The sequence below is a fragment of the Actinomadura syzygii genome, from assembly GCF_008085905.1.
Lineage (GTDB): Bacteria > Actinomycetota > Actinomycetes > Streptosporangiales > Streptosporangiaceae > Spirillospora > Spirillospora syzygii.
The window spans coordinates 383,297-398,073 of the sequence record NZ_VSFF01000008.1; the positions used below are offsets into that span (position 1 = coordinate 383,297).

The following is a 14,777-nucleotide window of genomic DNA, read 5'->3' on the forward strand; positions in this document are numbered from 1 at the left end:
CGTCAGCGTGCAAGGGCCTGGTCTTCGTGGTTCCTTCACTGCGATCCTCGGGAGAGTCAAAAGAACGCGAAACTCACAACGCGGGGGAAACGGTGAATATTGGACCTAAGAGCGTCCTAGGGGCGGGAGTCGGCGTCCTGATCGCGGTGACAACGGCGATCGGTACAGGCGCCATAACGGCCCCGGCCCGAGCCGCCGTATCAGCGGTGCCCGCAGGCACCGGCGCCTGCACCACCGGCAAGTTCTGCCTGTGGGAAAAGACCAACTATGACGGGCAACTCCTCGTGAGGATCAACCCGGTCCCGGGCGGGAGGCATGTGGGCCTGAGCAACTACGGCGCTATTTCGGGCTACAACGCCACCAACCAGGGCCAACGAGTCTGGGAGGGATACAAGGACGGTCGATGCACCGGCCGCAGCGTTCCCATCCCGCGCTACACCCACTTCTCCGACATCACCCGGAACGGCCTCTACCACGGCATCGGCTGCATCACGCATTCGTGACCGTCCACGCCTCAGATTCACCGGAAGACCGTGTCTCGCGACACCGACCACAACCCGAACGGAGAAACCCGGCAATGTCCACGATCAGAACCGCGAACCGTCGCGGCCGTGCCATCACACTCGGCTCGACGATTCTCGCCACCGCAGCACTCGCCACCGCAGCACCCGCAGTCGCCACGGCGAACGCCGGCCCCGCCAAGATCACCGATGCGTTTCCCGGCTGCGCCAGCCATTGGGACAACGGCCGGACCACCTACGTCCAGAACGTCTCGTGCAACCGGCCGATCCGCGTGAGCGTCTCGTACTACGCCCGCGACTACCCCGACACCACCACCTGCAAGCCCATCAGCAGGGGCGGGACCACCGCCTTCGGCTGGCCGTTCTACGCCTACCGATTCAGGAATCTCAACCTCTGCTCCTAGACCGGCGCACTCACGGCCCGGCGCCGTCCAACCTCACCGTCAACGATGAGCACGGCCTGCACTGGACGCCGCCCGGCGAGTGCTGTTCAGCCGAGACCAGGCAACGGCAGGCCCGGAAACGGGGGCGGCCTGCCGTAGCCGGGTCCGCGTTGCGGAATGGCATATGCCGTGCCGATTTCTCTTTGTGGAAAACGACACCGTCGAAAGAGTCATCCGTCTTCGGCGTAGCCATCGACGATGGTTTGCTTACGGGTGACCGTCACGGATGCACATCGATCGAGTTGCCTGGCTTGGGCGGTTGCGGTGCTCCTGCCATGCTGTGCGACGTGCGCGAGGAGACTGGTCGATTGGCTGTGCCGGGGCCCGATCAGAGCGATCTCGCCGCGGTGACGTGGTCCGGCACGCGCCGACAGGCGCTGATGCTGGGCGCCGGAGCGGTCGGTCTCTTGGCCGCGGGCTCGCTGACCTTCACCGAGTCGAAGGTCTCCGAGTTTCAGGCGGCGAGACGCGCGGAGCAGGCCAGGCAGAAACGCCAGAGCACGCTTCCGCTCTTCGCCTTCGAGGACATGGACGACGCCGTCGGGAACGCGGCGTCATATACTCGCGTCTTTCCGACGAAGGTTACGCTGGACCGCTACGAACGCCGAAGGCTGAGCGGCGTAGATGGTCTTCGCGAGTGTATAACGTTCTGTGAGAAGCAAGGCGGTGCGAAACTATGGGAGGTCAGGCAGCGCCTGACCTTTCAAGCAGGGGTGACCCTGCAACTCGTCGATATTGCACTGGTGCTCACCAAGTCCGGGCCGCCGCTCAGCGGCACGCTGATGTGGGCTCCGCCTTCTGGACCATACGCGCAGCAGGGCGCCTTTCAGGGGAGGCATTTCCAGAATATCGCGGCCGTCACACATACCCAGGAATCCAGCCCGGTTCCGGTCATCCGGCTTGACGCGGATCTGGAGCAGCCCGACTTCAGCGCCTACGCCGGGCTGTACGTGGCGCAGGATGAACTCGGCTCCGTGACGTGGCAGGAGAAGGACCCCGAGAGGTACAGGGGGTGAGCGGGCGGTCCCGCGAACCCGACTCCGGCACGAGTGCGCCGGAGGCCCTGCTGCACACGCTGACCGAGGAGGTCCTTGCCTCCGCCGAGATCAGGGACGCGCTGGAGCGGTCGCATCTCGCGCCTGACGACGCCCGCGCGGCGGTGACCCGCGGGACCGCCGAGATTCTGGCGCAGGCGTCGGCGGAATATCAGGCGTACGTGTCGGCCACGGCGCACCGCCGCGAGGCCGCCGTCAAGGCGAACATGAGCACTTTGGGCGTGTTCGTTTTCGTCGTCGCGTACGGGCTGCTGAACATGCGCGAGTTGACGGGCTTCCATATCGCGGTCCTCCTTATGCTCCTCATTTTCGTGTCCTTCCGTGTTCCCGCTAGGCGGACCGCTCGGGTGCGGCGGGCCGCCGAGTTGGCGAGGATGGCCGGTCAGCAGTGGCGCGAAGTGCTGCGGGACAATGCGCTGCTACCGTTTCAGCGTGCCTGGATCACCCAGGAAGCGACCGACGATCTGTTCCGCACCCGCCTCGATCCGCAGATAGCACCCGGCCTGATCGAGCGTTCTGAACCCAAGCACTTGGTCGTCACACCGGGCATTCGCGAAATCGTCCGGATCACCTCTACCACCTCAGCGGGCAGTCTCGGACTCAGCGGCCCGCGAGGAGTGGGGAAAACGACCCTGATCCGGTCGTTCTGCGACGGCGCGTACGAACCTCCCGACGCCACCGGAATTGCGGGTCATGGTGTCGGCCCCGGTCGACTACGAGGGCCGGGCGTTCATCCTGCACCTTTTCGCCCAGCTCTGCAGAGCCGTCCTCGAAAGCGGCGCCGCCAAAAGGGAGCGGCCGGCGGTGCGCCAGTGGATCAGGTCGCCGCTCGCGCTACGGGTGCCGCTGGGGCTAGGCCTCGTGCTCCTCGGCGTCACCGCGTTGTGGGAGACCTGGACGGGCAAGCCTGGCCCGTGGCACGTCACGTTGCTGGTCGGCATCACCATCGTGAGCATCGGTGTGGTGGTCGGCGGGCTCGTGTCCATGGGGCATGGCGGCGGCAACGGCGTCCAACTCCTTCCGTCGAACGAGTCCGGCATGATGGCCGAACGGACTCAGCGGCAGCTACGCCGACTCCAGTTCGTTCAAACGGTCTCCACGATGTCCAGCGCCACCGTCAAGATCGGTGCGGCGCTGGGCGCGGACATGGGTCGCTCATTCACCCGCCAATTGGCCGAGCAGCAGCTCACCCTCCCCGAACTCGTCCAGCAGTTCCAGAGTTACGCGTCGGACGTGGCCTACTGGTGGCGTGCGCACAACGGCGGGCAGGGCCGCCTGTTCATCGGCATCGACGAGGTCGACCGGATCGTCGACCCGGTAAGCGCCCAGCGTTTCCTCAACGAGGTCAAGGCGGTCTTCGACGTCCCGCATTGCTTCTACCTCGTCTCCGTGAGCGAGGAGGCCCTTGCGGCTTTCGAACGGCGCTCGGTGACGCTCCGGACGGCCTTCGACACCGCCTTCGACGAGATCGTCCGCGTGGACTACCTCAACTACAAGGCGGCCATCGAGTTGCTTTCCAAACGGGTGGCGGGGCTGCCACGTCCCTTCATGGCCCTGTGCCACGGCTTCTCCGGCGGCCTGCCCCGCGACCTGGTCCGGACGGCCCGCACCTTGGTCGAGAACGCCCGCGAGGCACAGGACCGCGACCTCACGTCCCTCGCCCGCGCACTTGTGGCCGACGAGATCCATGCGCTGAAGCGGAGCCGCCTCAGCAGCCTGGATTCGACCGAGCACCGCCGCCTGGCGGCCGTCCTGTACGACAGGTCGTGGCCCGAGGTGTCACCGCAAGGGCTGCTCAAGGCCGCCCGTGAGGACCTCGCGGCGGATCCCGGCCCGCCGGCCATGGACCTCACCGTGGCCTGCGCCTTCCACGCCACCCTCCTGGAGATCTTCGAGGCCCCCGGGTTCTCCGACCGCCTGCGGGACCCCGACGCCCCCGCGGCGGCCGTGGTGGACGAACTGGCCCAGGTCCGCAGCGTCATGACCGCCAACCACGCCCTGGCCCTCGAATTGATCAATGCTCTCCGCCGCGCCGAAGCCCTCCCGCCCCTCACCCCTCGTCCTTGACGCCCGCGACAGAATTCGCGCCGCTCCCGGAGGCACCCAACCGGACCGGTCGTGTCTCCTCCAGAGGGGAAGATCGGCTGGGAATCTTCTGGCCCTTCCCCGGTACTTCCGAAGAGGATTGTGGAAGGAGAGGCGTATCACCCTGGGAGGGAACGATGCTGTTCAGGCGGGAGGTCCTTGAGGGGATCGCGGGCGGGCGGATCGACCGGGTGTTCCGGGTGTGGGCCGAGCCCCGGGTCCGCGCGGGGAGCACCCAGCGCACCTGGGCGGGGATCATCGTCATCGACTCGGTCACGCCCGTCACCCCCGAGGAGATCACCGAACAGGACGCCCTGCGTTCGGGCTTCAACGACCGCGCGGCGCTGCTCACCGCCCTGTCCAAGAGCACCAAGGAGGGCGGGTACCACCGCGTCATGCTCCATCTGGGCGGCCCCGACCCCGCCTCGGAGGTCGCCGACAACGCCGACCTGTCCGACCAGGAGTTGGCCGACCTGAAAGCCACCCTGGACGCCATGGACACCCGCAGCCGCCGCGCCCCCTGGACCCGCGAGATCCTGCGCCTCATCGAGGAGCACCCCGGCCTCCGCGCCCAGGACCTGGCCGAACGCCTGAACCGCGACAAGCTCCCCTTCAAGGCCGACGTCCGCCGCCTCAAGGCCCTGGGCCTAACCCAAAGCCTGGAGACCGGCTACCGACTCTCCCCGCGCGGCAAGGCCCTCATGACCCACCTACGCTCCTCGACTGAGTGAGGGAGAACTGATTCCGGTCAAAGTCATCAAAGACAAGGTGCTGTGCTACATCGTTCGTGACGGACGGTTGCTGGTCTTCCGCCATACCGATCGCACCTATGAGGAGGTGGGGATCCAGGTCCCCGCTGGAAGCATCCGGCCGGAGGAGACTCCGGAGGACGCCGCCCTTCGCGAGGCACGAGAGGAGACGGGGCTCACCCAATTCAGGATCGTCCGAAAGCTGGGCGAGGTCACCTACGACATCAGTCCCTACCGATTCGAGATCCAACGCCGCCACGTCTTCCAACTGGAGCTCACCGAGCCCACCCCGCAGCGATGGGCCAGCAAAGAACTCCACGACGGCGAACGTGACGCCACTCACTTCGAGTGCTTCTGGATCTCGCTGGAAACGGCTCACGTTCTTCAGTCCGGTCAAGGAGCACTGCTCGGCGCACTTTACGACTGACAGCGCCCCTGTCCGCCTACCGCTCGAACGGATTCGGCGGGTTAGTTCTGCGACTTATGCTTCGCGCAGAGTTTCCGTGGGAAACGCCGCTCGACTCGCAGGATCTCCTGGCAGCCCGCCTTGGTCGTGGAGGTGATGGCGACCCAGCCCGTCTTGCTGTAGCGGTAGAACGTCCGCCGCTTCACCGCGTGCCGGTCGCAGGTGCTGGGAGGCATGTCGCCGCAGGCCGGTCCCATGGGCATGGAGAAGTCGATGACCAGCCAATGTCCGGAGCAGTGCTCCCGCGTGTAGGTGTGGCGCGGGATGTCGGCGTTGCGGATGGTCTGTTGGTACGAGGCTTCAGTGCAGGCGGTCGGCGCGGGATGGCAGCCGTCCTGGCCGCATCGCCGCAGTGGGCCGTCCGCGGATGAGGCGGCCGTGAACTGCTTCTCGCTGGACTGGCTGATCACAATCGACCGTTTCCCGAAAGGCTCGGGGAGGGAGACCCTGGCGGTGGCGAGCGTCTTCGGCGGTACGCCGGTCGGGCGGCATCGCTTCTCGTCGGTCCTTCCCATATCGTTCTCGAGCGCCTCGAAGCGGATGTCCACCCGAACGAATGTCTTCTCGAACTGCTCCGCACGCGCCTGCACGTTCCGGTAGCAGTCACGGCCGGACGGGACCTCGAAGTCCAGCGCGAGCACCCTCCCGCCCTTTTCGGACCGCACCTGCGCCACATCACCGATGCTGAAGGTCTTCCACTTAAATGTCCCCTGCGACCCCGTCGACGCTGGCTGTTGCGCATGGCGATCGCCGCAGCCCGTACCGACCAGGACAACTAAGAGTGCCACGGCCATCGTTCCCAAAAAGGCTCGCATCTCATCACCTCGTCCGGATCTTAACCAGTCACGAGTATGCGCCCGGGACGGCAACCTCGTCCGAAAACCACAGGCTGATCCAAAAGGTCAGGTGAGACAGCGACAGTTGAGCGCGAAGGGTCACGGCCTGCTGTGGCCCGACCCCTTCGAGGACATGGTCTAAATCGACGGGAGAGAGGCCGCGGCTCGTGGCCCGGCTGATCCGCCGGTACAACGCGATCCGCCGTCACCGCTCGGCAGGCGGCTGCACTATCGAGCAGTTCATCGATCGGCCGTAGACCGGTGGTGCCATCAATGTGCCATCGCGGCCCACGATGATCTTCGTTGGCGGGTCCCGCTCCGGATCGTGCTGCGTTTCGGCAGGTCAGTGCCTTGGTTGTGGGCGCCTCCGGCAGGATTCGAACCTGCGGCACCCGCTTTAGGAGAGCGGTGCTCTATCCCCTGAGCTACGGAGGCATGTCGTCGCTGCGGCAAGAGCGTAGCGGACGGCACCTACAGGGTAGGGGACGGGGCGTGCCGGGCGCTCCTTCTTATGGGGCGGCCCCGGGGCTCTAGGCCGCGTGGGGGCGGTGTCGGTACGCTTCGGTGCCGTGACGGGTCGGCATCGTGGGCAGCCGAAGGACCGGCCTGCCGGGGACGAAGTGGACGAGGTGGACGAGCGGTCGTCCCGGGGCAGGCGGATCGGCATCGTGGCCGGGGCCTTCATCGTGCCCATCGTCGTGGCCTCGGTCGTCGCGTTCGGGTTGCGGGACGAGCCGGCGCGGGAGCGGCCCGAGGCGGCGGCCTCCGGGCAGCAGACGATGACGCCGACGGCCACGCCCGAGGGCGAGCCGACGTACGGGGAGTACGTGCCGCCCGACGCGGAGCCGCAGGCCGCGACGAAGGCGCCGAAGCGGGCGCCGGCGCCGGTGACGACGCCGCGGAAGCGGAAGCCGGCGCAGCAGGCCCCGGGCAGCCGGACGCGGCGGCCGTGTCCGCCGGGCTGGGACGACGTCTGGTGGCTGCACCGGTGGTGTGAGCGGAACGGTTACCGTGGTCGCTGAACTGATTACTGACGGGTCACCGTAGAACCTGTAGTAGCGTTCTGCCGCTGATCCGCATTCGGGCATCAGGAGGAAAACCACCGTGCCGAATCCCCGGTCGGCGGCGCTGACAGCGGTCTTCCTGGTGATGACGATGATCTCGCCGCTCTGTGTGGCCGAGGGCCGGGCCGACACCCTCGACGCGCTGCGCCGCGAGGCGTCCAAGGCGCGCGCCGAGTTGGAGAAGGCCACGCAGAAGATGGAGGACCGGAAGAAGGACCTCGCCGCCTCCCAGGTCAAGCTCCGGGGCACGCTCGCGGACCTCGCGGGCGCGGAGGCGGAGCTGAACCGGATCCGGGAGCCGCTGGCCAGGCTGGCGAACAGCTCCTACCAGCAGAGCGGCGCCGCCGGGTCGATGGCGATCTTCGGCGGCGGCGATCCGAGCGAGGCGCTGCGTTCGACGGCGGACGTGACCCTGCTCGCCCAGTCCCAGCAGGCGCTGGTCGACCGTGCCGACGAGTTGCAGGACAGGCGGAAGCGGCTCGCGTCGACCGCCCAGGACCTCCAGTCGCGCAACGCGGTCGAGCAGACGCGCCTCCAGCAGGACGTGGACGGGTTGAAGAACAAGTCGGCGGAGCTGACCCAGCAGCTCAACAAGATGCTCGAAAAGCTTGCCGCGGGCAGCCTCAGGCGGTTGCAGTTCGGATGCGACAAGGATCTCGCGGCGGACGCGAAGAAGTTCCCGAACGGGCTCATTCCCGCCAAATACCTGTGCGTCCTGCCGCAGAAGGGCTTCAAGCTCCGGGCGGACGCGGCGCTGGCCTTCTACAAGCTCAACGAAGCCTACAAGCGCCGGTTCGGCCGCCAGATGTGCGTCAGGGACGCATACCGGAATCTGTCGGAGCAGCACCAGATCTACGCCCAACGGCCGGGATTCGCGGCCGTGCCCGGGACGAGCAACCACGGCAAGGGCCAGGCGACCGACCTGTGCGGCGGTGTGCAGAATTCGGGCTCCATTCAGTTCAACTGGATGGAGGCCAACGCCGGGAAATACGGCTGGGTGCACCCGGCGTGGGCATACAGCAACCCGTTCGAGCCGTGGCACTGGGAGTTCGGAACCGACGAGTGACCGACCGCCTCGCGACTCTGCGTTGAATCAATGGCGGCGGCACGGTGAGAGCGTCCCCTCTACGGGTGCCTCGATGTCTCGGTCAGCGGCCTAGCGGGCCTGAGCGGGTGTGGTGTTCGAGCCCCAGTCCCAGAGCGCCTGTAGGACGGGTGCGAGCGCACGGCCGCGATCGGTGAGGACGTAGCGCACCCTTGGCGGCCAGCCCGGCGTGCGGTGCCGGTCGAGCGCACCGGCCTCGACCAGTTGGCCCAGCCGGTCGGTGAGCACCTTGTCGGAGAGCGTCGGCAGGGCCTGTGCCAGCTGGCTGAAGCTGCGTGGACCGTGGAGGAGTTCGAGGAGGACCAGGGCGGTCCAGCGTCCGCGCAACGCGGCGAGAGTGATCTCCACGGGGCACGACGGGTCGGGCTCGACCACCGGGCCCTGGCAGCTGTCGAGGAGCTCGGTCGCCGCGTCACTGACCGTTTGGTGAGCCACGTAGGGCCTCCTTAGTGTTGCCGTCACATCCCAGTGTGCAGGGCCGCGGGCCAGGCCCGGTGAGTCGCCCCGGACATCCGGTCAGTGATGTCCATGCGACTGGTCAGCGGCTATCTAAATGGAGGAGCGACATGGTGCATCCCATTGAAAAGGTGGCGGTCGCCGAGGCGGTGACGCGGCTCTTTCACGCGCTGGACGCGCGTGATTGGGAAACGATTGCCGCACTGGCAGTGGAGCCCATCGATCTCGATTACCCGTCGAAACAGGGCGGCCCGGAACTGGTGTCCACGGACGATTTCGTAGCCGGGCTGCAGAGTTTTCTGCCAGGCTTCGATGCCACGCAGCACCTGCTGGGACCGATCGTGGTCGAACTGGGCGAGGAATTCACGGCGACGGCACGGTTCGACGCCCGTGTCACGCACGTGCTCACCGAAACCGCGGATGCCCCCATCTGGGTGATCGGCTGCCACTACACCATCGGCCTCAAACAGGAGGACGGTGAATGGAGAGCATGCTCCTCGCGCGTCCGAGTGATGTACGAGGAGGGCAACCCTGCCCTGGAAACCGCAGCCCGCGAACGAGTTCAGCTTTCGTCCCTCTAGACCCGCCCCTGTAGCTGTGGAGGACCCCGCCGAGGTCCTGGCAGGAATGGTCCCGCCGGGGGCCTGGCGGGGGCGCGAGGGCGGCTTAGCGGGAGGCGGCTTGGCGGGGGCCGAGCTTCCAGGTGGGTGCGCTTCCAGGTGGGTGCGCTTTCGGACGGTGCGCCTTTCGGACGGTGCGGTTCGGGGTGGTGTGGTTCGTTAGTGGACGACCTCGGCGACGGGGGAGACTTCGGCGGTGCAGTAGCGGCAGCGGGTGGCCTTGATGGGGATCTCGCTCAGGCATTCCGGGCATTCGCGCTCGGTGGCCTCCTTGCCCCGGTCCATCCGCTCGATCAGCTTGGCGGTCGGGAGGACGACCAGGAAGTACACGATCGCGGCCGTGATGAAGAACGCGATCGCGGACGTCAGGAAGACCCCGTACGGGAACTTGGTGCCTTCGACCGTGACGGCGAGGCCCGTGTAGTCGGGCTTGCCGCCGAGCAGCGCGATGAGGGGGGTGATGAAGGAGTTCGCGAAGTCCTTCACGAGTCCGGCGAAGGCGGCTCCGACGACGAACGCGACCGCGAGTTCGACGAGGTTTCCGCGGATGAGGAACTTCTTGAATCCGCTCATGACGGGCTCCAGGGGTGTCGGGGGTGTGCGTCCCGGCTACGGCCGCACAGGGACGGCTACGGATCGTAATGAAACCTGCTGAGGTTCGCCAAATCGGCAGAGAAGCCTCCGGAGGGATCAGCGGCCGGTGATCGTCAAGGTCAGCGGGGCGGCGGCGCCGGCGAGCGCCACCGCCTGGGCTCGGTCGGTCGCCACGACCACCAGTGCCCCATCGTGATCATCGGTGGCGTCCCGGCGGGGAACGGCGACGACCGGCACCGAGGAGATCACCAACCGGGCCCCGCCGGAGGAAGCGGCGGGCACCGCGTCCAACGCAGCGGACGGGGACGGAGCGGCGAGCACGTCGATGCGGTCGCCCGGCCGCACGAGCCGGACGGCCCCGGCGTCCGCGATCCGGACCGGGGTGGCGACCGTGCCGGGGCCGTAGCCGCGCAGGAGCCCGTCGCCGACCAGGCGCGCGTCGGTGAGGGGCTCGCCGCGCCGCATCGGCCCGGCGAGGACGCGCCCGGCGGCCCGGGAACGGAGGGCGCCGGACGGGACGGCACCCGGCGGCAGCCGCACCCGCCGCAGGTCGGACGCGGTGAGCGTGGCCCCGGCGCGCAGGTCGCGCGCGGCGGCGAGGACCGCGACGGACGGCGGCGGCCCGGGCCGCAGTGCCGGCAGCGCGAGCCCCGCGGCGGCCGCGGCGAACAGCGCCGCCAGCGGCCGTCGCAGGCGGGCTAACCGGGCGTTCACGGCAGCTCCAGGGGGAGCTTGATGCCGTCCAGGACGTTCGGGCAGGGGCAGTCGCGCTCGGCGGGCAGCGCTTCGACGATGTCGGCCACGACGGCGCGGAGGCGGCCGACGTTCTCGCCGAACACGCGGAGCACCTCGTCCATGGTGACGCCCTCGCCCTCCTCGATCCCGGCGTCGAGGTCGGTGACGAGGCACAAAGGCGTGTAGCAGAGGGCCAGCTCGCGGGCGAGGACGGCCTCGGGGTGGCCGGTCATCCCGATCAGCGTCCAGCCCTGGGAGGCGAACCACTGGGACTCGGCGCGGGTCGAGAAGCGCGGCCCCTCGATGACGACGAGGGTGCCGCCGTCGACCGCGTCCCAGCCGGACGCCCGCGCGGCGGACACGGCGGTGCGGCGGCCAACCGGGCAGTACGGGTCGGAGAAGGAGACGTGGACCGCGCCGCCCGCCTCGTAGTAGGTCTGCTCGCGTCCGGACGTGCGGTCGGTGAGCTGGTCGGGGACGGCGAGCGTGCCGGGCCCGAGGTCGGTGGTGAGGGAGCCGACCGCGCTCGGCGCCAGCACCTGCCGGACGCCGAGCGAGCGCAGCGCCCACAGGTTGGCCCGGTAGGGGATCTTGTGCGGCGGGAAACGGTGGTCGCGGCCGTGCCGGGGGACGAACGCGACGCGCCGCCCCGCCAGCTCGCCGATCGCGACGGGGTCGCTCGGCGGGCCGTAGGGGGTCTCGACCCGCACCTCCTCGATGTCGTCGAGGAAGGAGTAGAACCCGGAGCCGCCGATGACCCCGATCTCGGCGGCGGGCTCGGAACCGGAAGGCTGAGTGGACATGCCGCCGACACTAGCCACCGCCCACGGCCCTCCGGGAGACCGTCCGCCGATTGTGGATAACTCAGCGGGATGGGGCCCGGCGCAGTCGCCTGCGCCGGGCCCCCAAACCCTTTTCCACCAGGCCGGACACCGACCAGAGCGGGTGTCAGCCGACCGGGTCGAGCACCTTCTGCCGGTCGTCGTCGGACGGGGTGTCCCTGGCGAGGCGTCCCGGCGTCCAGATGCGGCGGCCGATGTCGTACGACAGGGCCGGGAGCAACAGGGACCGGACGACCAGCGTGTCCAGCAGGACGCCGAACGCGACCGCGAAGCCCATCTCGACCATGAACACCAGCGGCAGCGTGACCATGGACGCGAACGTCGCCGCGAGCACCAGCCCGGCCGAGGTGATCACGCCGCCGGTGACGGTGAGGCCGCGCTGGATGCCGCGCCGGGTCCCGAGGGACTGCGACTCCTCCCGGACGCGGTGCATCAGGAAGATGTTGTAGTCGACCCCGAGCGCGACCAGGAAGATGAAGGCGAGCAGGGGGAACCCGGAGTCTGTCCCCTCGAACCCGAACCCGTGCTGGAAGACGAGCGCGCAGGCGCCCAGCGAGGCGAGGAACGACAGCACCACGGTGCCCATCATCAGCAGCGGCGCGACGACGGCGCGCAGCAGCGCGATGAGGATCAGGAACACCACGCCCAGCACGATCGGGATGATCACCTTGTTGTCGCGGGCGGAGGCCCGCTTGATGTCGAGGGCGGTCGCGGTCATGCCGCCGACCTTGGCGTCCGCGGACGGGACGCGGTGCACCCCGTCCCGCAGCCGGTCGATCGTGCCGCGCGCCGCGTCGCTGTCGGCCGGGTACTTGAGCGTCGCCTCGTACTTGACCAGGCCGTTCGCGGTGGCGGGCGGGCCGACCTCGGCGACCCCGGCGGTCCCCCGAACGGTCTCGGCGACCCGGTCGGACGCCCCGGCCTTGGCGATGATCACGGCGGGGGATCCGGAGCCCGCGGGGAAGTGCCGGGCGACGACCTCCTCGCCCTTGATAGAGTCCGGACGTCCGGTGAACTGTCCCGCGTTCGACAGCCCGTCGGCCTTGAGCGAGCCCAGGCCGAGGGTGAGGCCGATCAGGCCGAGCATGGTGAGGGCCCAGAGCGCGCGCGGGCGCCTCGCGACGAGACCGGCGATTCTGCTCCACACCCCGTGCTCGGCCTCATATGCCTCTGGCTGCAAGTACTTGGCGTCATAGCGGGGGATCAGCGGCCAGAACAGCCACCGGCCGAAGATGACGAGAAGCGCGGGAAGAAGGGTCGTCATAGCGGCGAGAGCGGTGAGCACACCCGCTGCGGCGACCGGACCCATGCCCGCGGTGGAGTTCATCTCCGCCAGCAGCAGGCACAGCAGGCCGACGGCGACGGTGGCGGCCGACGCGATGACAGCGGGGGCCGCGCGGTGCAGCGCGTACGCCATGGCCTCGTGCCGGTCCTCGTGCCGGTGCAGTTCTTCTCGGTAGCGGGCGACGAGCAGTAGCGCGTAGTCGGTGGCGACGCCGAACACGAGAACGGTCAGGATTCCGGCGCTCTGTCCGTTCACGGTGAGGTCGCCGTACTTGGCGAGCAGATACACCAACGACTGGGCGAGCCCAAGCGCGAACACCGCGCTCAGTACGGGGACGAACCAGAGCCCAGGGCTGCGATAGATGATGAGCAACAGGACGATGACGACCGCGCCCGCCGCGAGGAGCAGGAAGCCGTCCAGGCTTTGGAAGACCTCGAACTGGTCGGCGCCGCCGCCCGCGGGACCGGTGACGTGCGCGGTCAGTCCGGGCGGCCCGCGCTGGGTGAGGTCGCGCGCCTGGTCGACGGCGCCGGTGATGTCCTCGTCGGTGAGGGGCACGAGGGTCTGCAACGCCTTGCCGTCCTTGGACGGGAACGGCCCCTGTGCCTTCTGCGCACCGGGAAGCTTCTGCAGAGCGGGAACGTCCGACGCGGCCTTAGCACGGTCCTGTGCGGTGATTCCGCCAGAGCGTTCGTAGACGATGACCGCGAGCATGGTCTCGTCCTTGCGGAACTGTTCTTCGAGTTCCACTACCTGGGTCGATTCGGCCCCTTCGGGGAGCCAGGACGCCGCGTCGTTCTTCTCGACGTCGCCGAGTTTGCCGGCGAGCGGTCCGAGGGCGACCAGCAGGACGACCCACACGGCCAGGACGGCCCATTTCGTGCGCCGTCCGGCGATGAGTCCGGCCAGACGGTGGGCCGCCGACCTCGGGGCCTCCGACCTGGGGGGAGCCGGGCTGTGTCCGCTCATGGTTCCTCTCCTGTGCGCGGGCAGTCAAGATATGTCGCGTCCTGGGTAGGATGTCTCGAAGGTCGAGACATGTCAAGTAGTATCGCGAGATCTGGAGCATCTGGACGAGTTTCTCTATAAAAGAGTTTCTCTAAAGTAGAGCTATCTGTCAACCGGGAGAGCGGCCAGGAGATTCGCGCTCCCTCAAAGCTCCTCAATCGTCGCGAGGGGGTACTCGATCGCGCGTCGGGCGGGAGGAGCGATCCGCGCTACGCCCTCTGGGGCATGGGGAGCGGTGCGGCTACCTCTTGAGATGTAGAAGGCGCGCCCCCCGTAGGGACGGGCGCGCCGCGAAAGGAACAGCCGCGATGGCGTGAGGGCATGCGTGCATGCCTAAAGCCGGAGGATCACATCCCTGGACGGACGTCCCGGACGAACCCTCCGGCTAGGTGGTGCCGGGGCCTGAAGGTCAGGCGACCTTGCTGGACGACGACTTGCCGGACGTCGACTTGCTGGAGGACGACGAGTCGCCCCCAGACGAAGACGAGCCCGAAGAAGACGAAGACGAAGACGAGGACGACGAAGAGGTCGAGTCGGACGACGTCGAGGACGAGTCCGACTTGGACGACTCACCGTTCGACGACGAGCCGTTCGACGACGCGCTCGTGGTCGAGGACTTGCCGGAACCCGAGCGGCTGTCCGTCCGGTAGAAGCCCGAACCCTTGAAGATGATCCCCGCCGCCGAGAAGACCTTGCGGAGCTTGCCGCTGCAGGCCGGGCACTCCGTCAGCGCGTCATCGCTGAACTTTTGCACGACCTCCAGAGGCTCGCCGCACTCGGTGCAAACGTACTGATACGTCGGCACGGTTCCTCCTCGTTGACTCAGCCTGCCGGATCCGCGGGCTGGCACTCACTCTGAACGACTGCTAATGGTACCGATCCTTCAAACAGGATTCGCCCCCGGCCTGTTCCC

General features: G+C 68.1%; 16 protein-coding genes, 1 tRNA gene and 1 pseudogene. 10 read left to right on the top strand and 8 right to left on the bottom strand.

Annotated features, from left to right (window positions below; genetic code table 11):
* Positions 1–206 precede the first annotated feature (206 nt).
* The 6 genes from FXF65_RS43870 to FXF65_RS22260 all read left to right on the top strand — a co-directional run bounded on the left by FXF65_RS43870 (position 207) and on the right by FXF65_RS22260 (position 5,280).
* Positions 207–503: a peptidase inhibitor family I36 protein gene (locus FXF65_RS43870; RefSeq protein ID WP_187412453.1), complete on the top strand. Its 297-nt coding sequence runs from the start codon at positions 207–209 to the stop codon at positions 501–503.
* Between the two features lie 74 nt (positions 504–577).
* The gene (locus FXF65_RS22240; RefSeq protein ID WP_148351920.1) at positions 578–925 is read left to right on the top strand and encodes a hypothetical protein; all 348 of its coding nucleotides are present in this window, start codon (positions 578–580) and stop codon (positions 923–925) included.
* A gap of 314 nt (positions 926–1,239) precedes the next feature.
* Positions 1,240–1,980, top strand: a complete 741-nt coding sequence (locus FXF65_RS22245) for a hypothetical protein (protein ID WP_148351921.1) — start codon at positions 1,240–1,242, stop codon at positions 1,978–1,980.
* Between the two features lie 732 nt (positions 1,981–2,712).
* Positions 2,713–4,086 (top strand): hypothetical protein, encoded by a 1,374-nt coding sequence (locus FXF65_RS22250; protein WP_148351922.1) that lies wholly within the window; start codon positions 2,713–2,715, stop codon positions 4,084–4,086.
* 155 nt (positions 4,087–4,241) lie between these two features.
* Complete coding sequence (locus FXF65_RS22255; RefSeq protein ID WP_148351923.1) at positions 4,242–4,835, top strand: hypothetical protein; 594 nt, start codon at positions 4,242–4,244, stop codon at positions 4,833–4,835.
* 37 nt (positions 4,836–4,872) lie between these two features.
* A complete protein-coding gene (locus tag FXF65_RS22260; RefSeq protein WP_246198997.1) occupies positions 4,873–5,280 on the top strand; it encodes an NUDIX hydrolase in 408 nt (135 codons plus the stop codon).
* Positions 5,281–5,321: 41 nt separating this feature from the next.
* Here the strand turns inward: FXF65_RS22260 and FXF65_RS22265 are convergent, their stop codons facing one another.
* Together FXF65_RS22265 and FXF65_RS22270 are read right to left on the bottom strand one after the other, a co-directional pair.
* Positions 5,322–6,134, bottom strand: coding sequence for a hypothetical protein (locus tag FXF65_RS22265; RefSeq protein WP_148351925.1), 813 nt, complete (start codon positions 6,132–6,134; stop codon positions 5,322–5,324).
* Between the two features lie 383 nt (positions 6,135–6,517).
* Positions 6,518–6,590 (bottom strand) — tRNA-Arg (locus tag FXF65_RS22270).
* 134 nt (positions 6,591–6,724) lie between these two features.
* Here FXF65_RS22270 and FXF65_RS22275 point away from each other — a divergent pair.
* Positions 6,725–7,177 carry a hypothetical protein gene (locus FXF65_RS22275; RefSeq protein ID WP_148351926.1) on the top strand — a complete coding sequence of 151 codons (453 nt, stop codon included), beginning with the start codon at positions 6,725–6,727 and terminating at the stop codon, positions 7,175–7,177.
* Between the two features lie 82 nt (positions 7,178–7,259).
* Positions 7,260–8,285: a M15 family metallopeptidase gene (locus FXF65_RS22280; protein WP_148351927.1), complete on the top strand. Its 1,026-nt coding sequence runs from the start codon at positions 7,260–7,262 to the stop codon at positions 8,283–8,285.
* A 90-nt stretch (positions 8,286–8,375) separates the two neighbouring features.
* On the opposite strand, the gene FXF65_RS22285 is transcribed toward FXF65_RS22280, so the two are convergent.
* Positions 8,376–8,759: a winged helix-turn-helix transcriptional regulator gene (locus FXF65_RS22285; RefSeq protein ID WP_148351928.1), complete on the bottom strand. Its 384-nt coding sequence runs from the start codon at positions 8,757–8,759 to the stop codon at positions 8,376–8,378.
* 131 nt (positions 8,760–8,890) lie between these two features.
* On the opposite strand from FXF65_RS22285, the gene FXF65_RS22290 reads away from it, so the two are divergent.
* Positions 8,891–9,361 (top strand): nuclear transport factor 2 family protein, encoded by a 471-nt coding sequence (locus tag FXF65_RS22290; protein WP_148351929.1) that lies wholly within the window; start codon positions 8,891–8,893, stop codon positions 9,359–9,361.
* Positions 9,362–9,559: 198 nt separating this feature from the next.
* Here the strand turns inward: FXF65_RS22290 and FXF65_RS22295 are convergent, their stop codons facing one another.
* From FXF65_RS22295 to FXF65_RS22310, 4 genes are all read right to left on the bottom strand, one after another.
* The gene (locus FXF65_RS22295; protein ID WP_148351930.1) at positions 9,560–9,973 is read right to left on the bottom strand and encodes an MscL family protein; all 414 of its coding nucleotides are present in this window, start codon (positions 9,971–9,973) and stop codon (positions 9,560–9,562) included.
* A gap of 117 nt (positions 9,974–10,090) precedes the next feature.
* On the bottom strand, positions 10,091–10,708 hold the full coding sequence (locus FXF65_RS22300; protein ID WP_148351931.1) for an SAF domain-containing protein: 618 nt from the start codon (positions 10,706–10,708) through the stop codon (positions 10,091–10,093).
* Complete coding sequence (locus FXF65_RS22305; RefSeq protein ID WP_148351932.1) at positions 10,705–11,532, bottom strand: S-methyl-5'-thioadenosine phosphorylase; 828 nt, start codon at positions 11,530–11,532, stop codon at positions 10,705–10,707. The genes FXF65_RS22300 and FXF65_RS22305 overlap by 4 nt, the downstream gene beginning before the upstream one ends.
* A 145-nt stretch (positions 11,533–11,677) precedes the next feature.
* Positions 11,678–13,825 carry an MMPL family transporter gene (locus FXF65_RS22310; protein ID WP_148351933.1) on the bottom strand — a complete coding sequence of 716 codons (2,148 nt, stop codon included), beginning with the start codon at positions 13,823–13,825 and terminating at the stop codon, positions 11,678–11,680.
* Between the two features lie 458 nt (positions 13,826–14,283).
* On the opposite strand from FXF65_RS22310, the gene FXF65_RS46125 reads away from it, so the two are divergent.
* Positions 14,284–14,514 carry a hypothetical protein gene (locus tag FXF65_RS46125; RefSeq protein ID WP_342787469.1) on the top strand — a complete coding sequence of 77 codons (231 nt, stop codon included), beginning with the start codon at positions 14,284–14,286 and terminating at the stop codon, positions 14,512–14,514.
* Between the two features lie 14 nt (positions 14,515–14,528).
* Here FXF65_RS46125 and FXF65_RS46130 read toward each other — a convergent pair.
* Positions 14,529–14,714 (bottom strand): annotated as a pseudogene (locus FXF65_RS46130) (FmdB family zinc ribbon protein); the annotation flags it as partial.
* Between the last annotated feature and the right edge of the window lie 63 nt (positions 14,715–14,777).

What these genes read in the sequence shown, in the direction of transcription:
- FXF65_RS22240 (WP_148351920.1), top strand. Translation starts at nt 578, where the DNA reads ATGTCCACGATCAGAACCGCGAACCGTCGCGGCCGTGCCATCACACTC.
- FXF65_RS22245 (WP_148351921.1), top strand. Translation starts at nt 1,240, where the DNA reads ATGCTGTGCGACGTGCGCGAGGAGACTGGTCGATTGGCTGTGCCGGGG.
- FXF65_RS22250 (WP_148351922.1), top strand. Translation starts at nt 2,713, where the DNA reads ATGGTGTCGGCCCCGGTCGACTACGAGGGCCGGGCGTTCATCCTGCAC.
- FXF65_RS22255 (WP_148351923.1), top strand. Translation starts at nt 4,242, where the DNA reads ATGCTGTTCAGGCGGGAGGTCCTTGAGGGGATCGCGGGCGGGCGGATC.
- FXF65_RS22265 (WP_148351925.1), bottom strand. Translation starts at nt 6,134, where the DNA reads ATGCGAGCCTTTTTGGGAACGATGGCCGTGGCACTCTTAGTTGTCCTG.
- FXF65_RS22290 (WP_148351929.1), top strand. Translation starts at nt 8,891, where the DNA reads ATGGTGCATCCCATTGAAAAGGTGGCGGTCGCCGAGGCGGTGACGCGG.
- FXF65_RS22295 (WP_148351930.1), bottom strand. Translation starts at nt 9,973, where the DNA reads ATGAGCGGATTCAAGAAGTTCCTCATCCGCGGAAACCTCGTCGAACTC.
- FXF65_RS22305 (WP_148351932.1), bottom strand. Translation starts at nt 11,532, where the DNA reads ATGTCCACTCAGCCTTCCGGTTCCGAGCCCGCCGCCGAGATCGGGGTC.
- FXF65_RS22310 (WP_148351933.1), bottom strand. Translation starts at nt 13,825, where the DNA reads ATGAGCGGACACAGCCCGGCTCCCCCCAGGTCGGAGGCCCCGAGGTCG.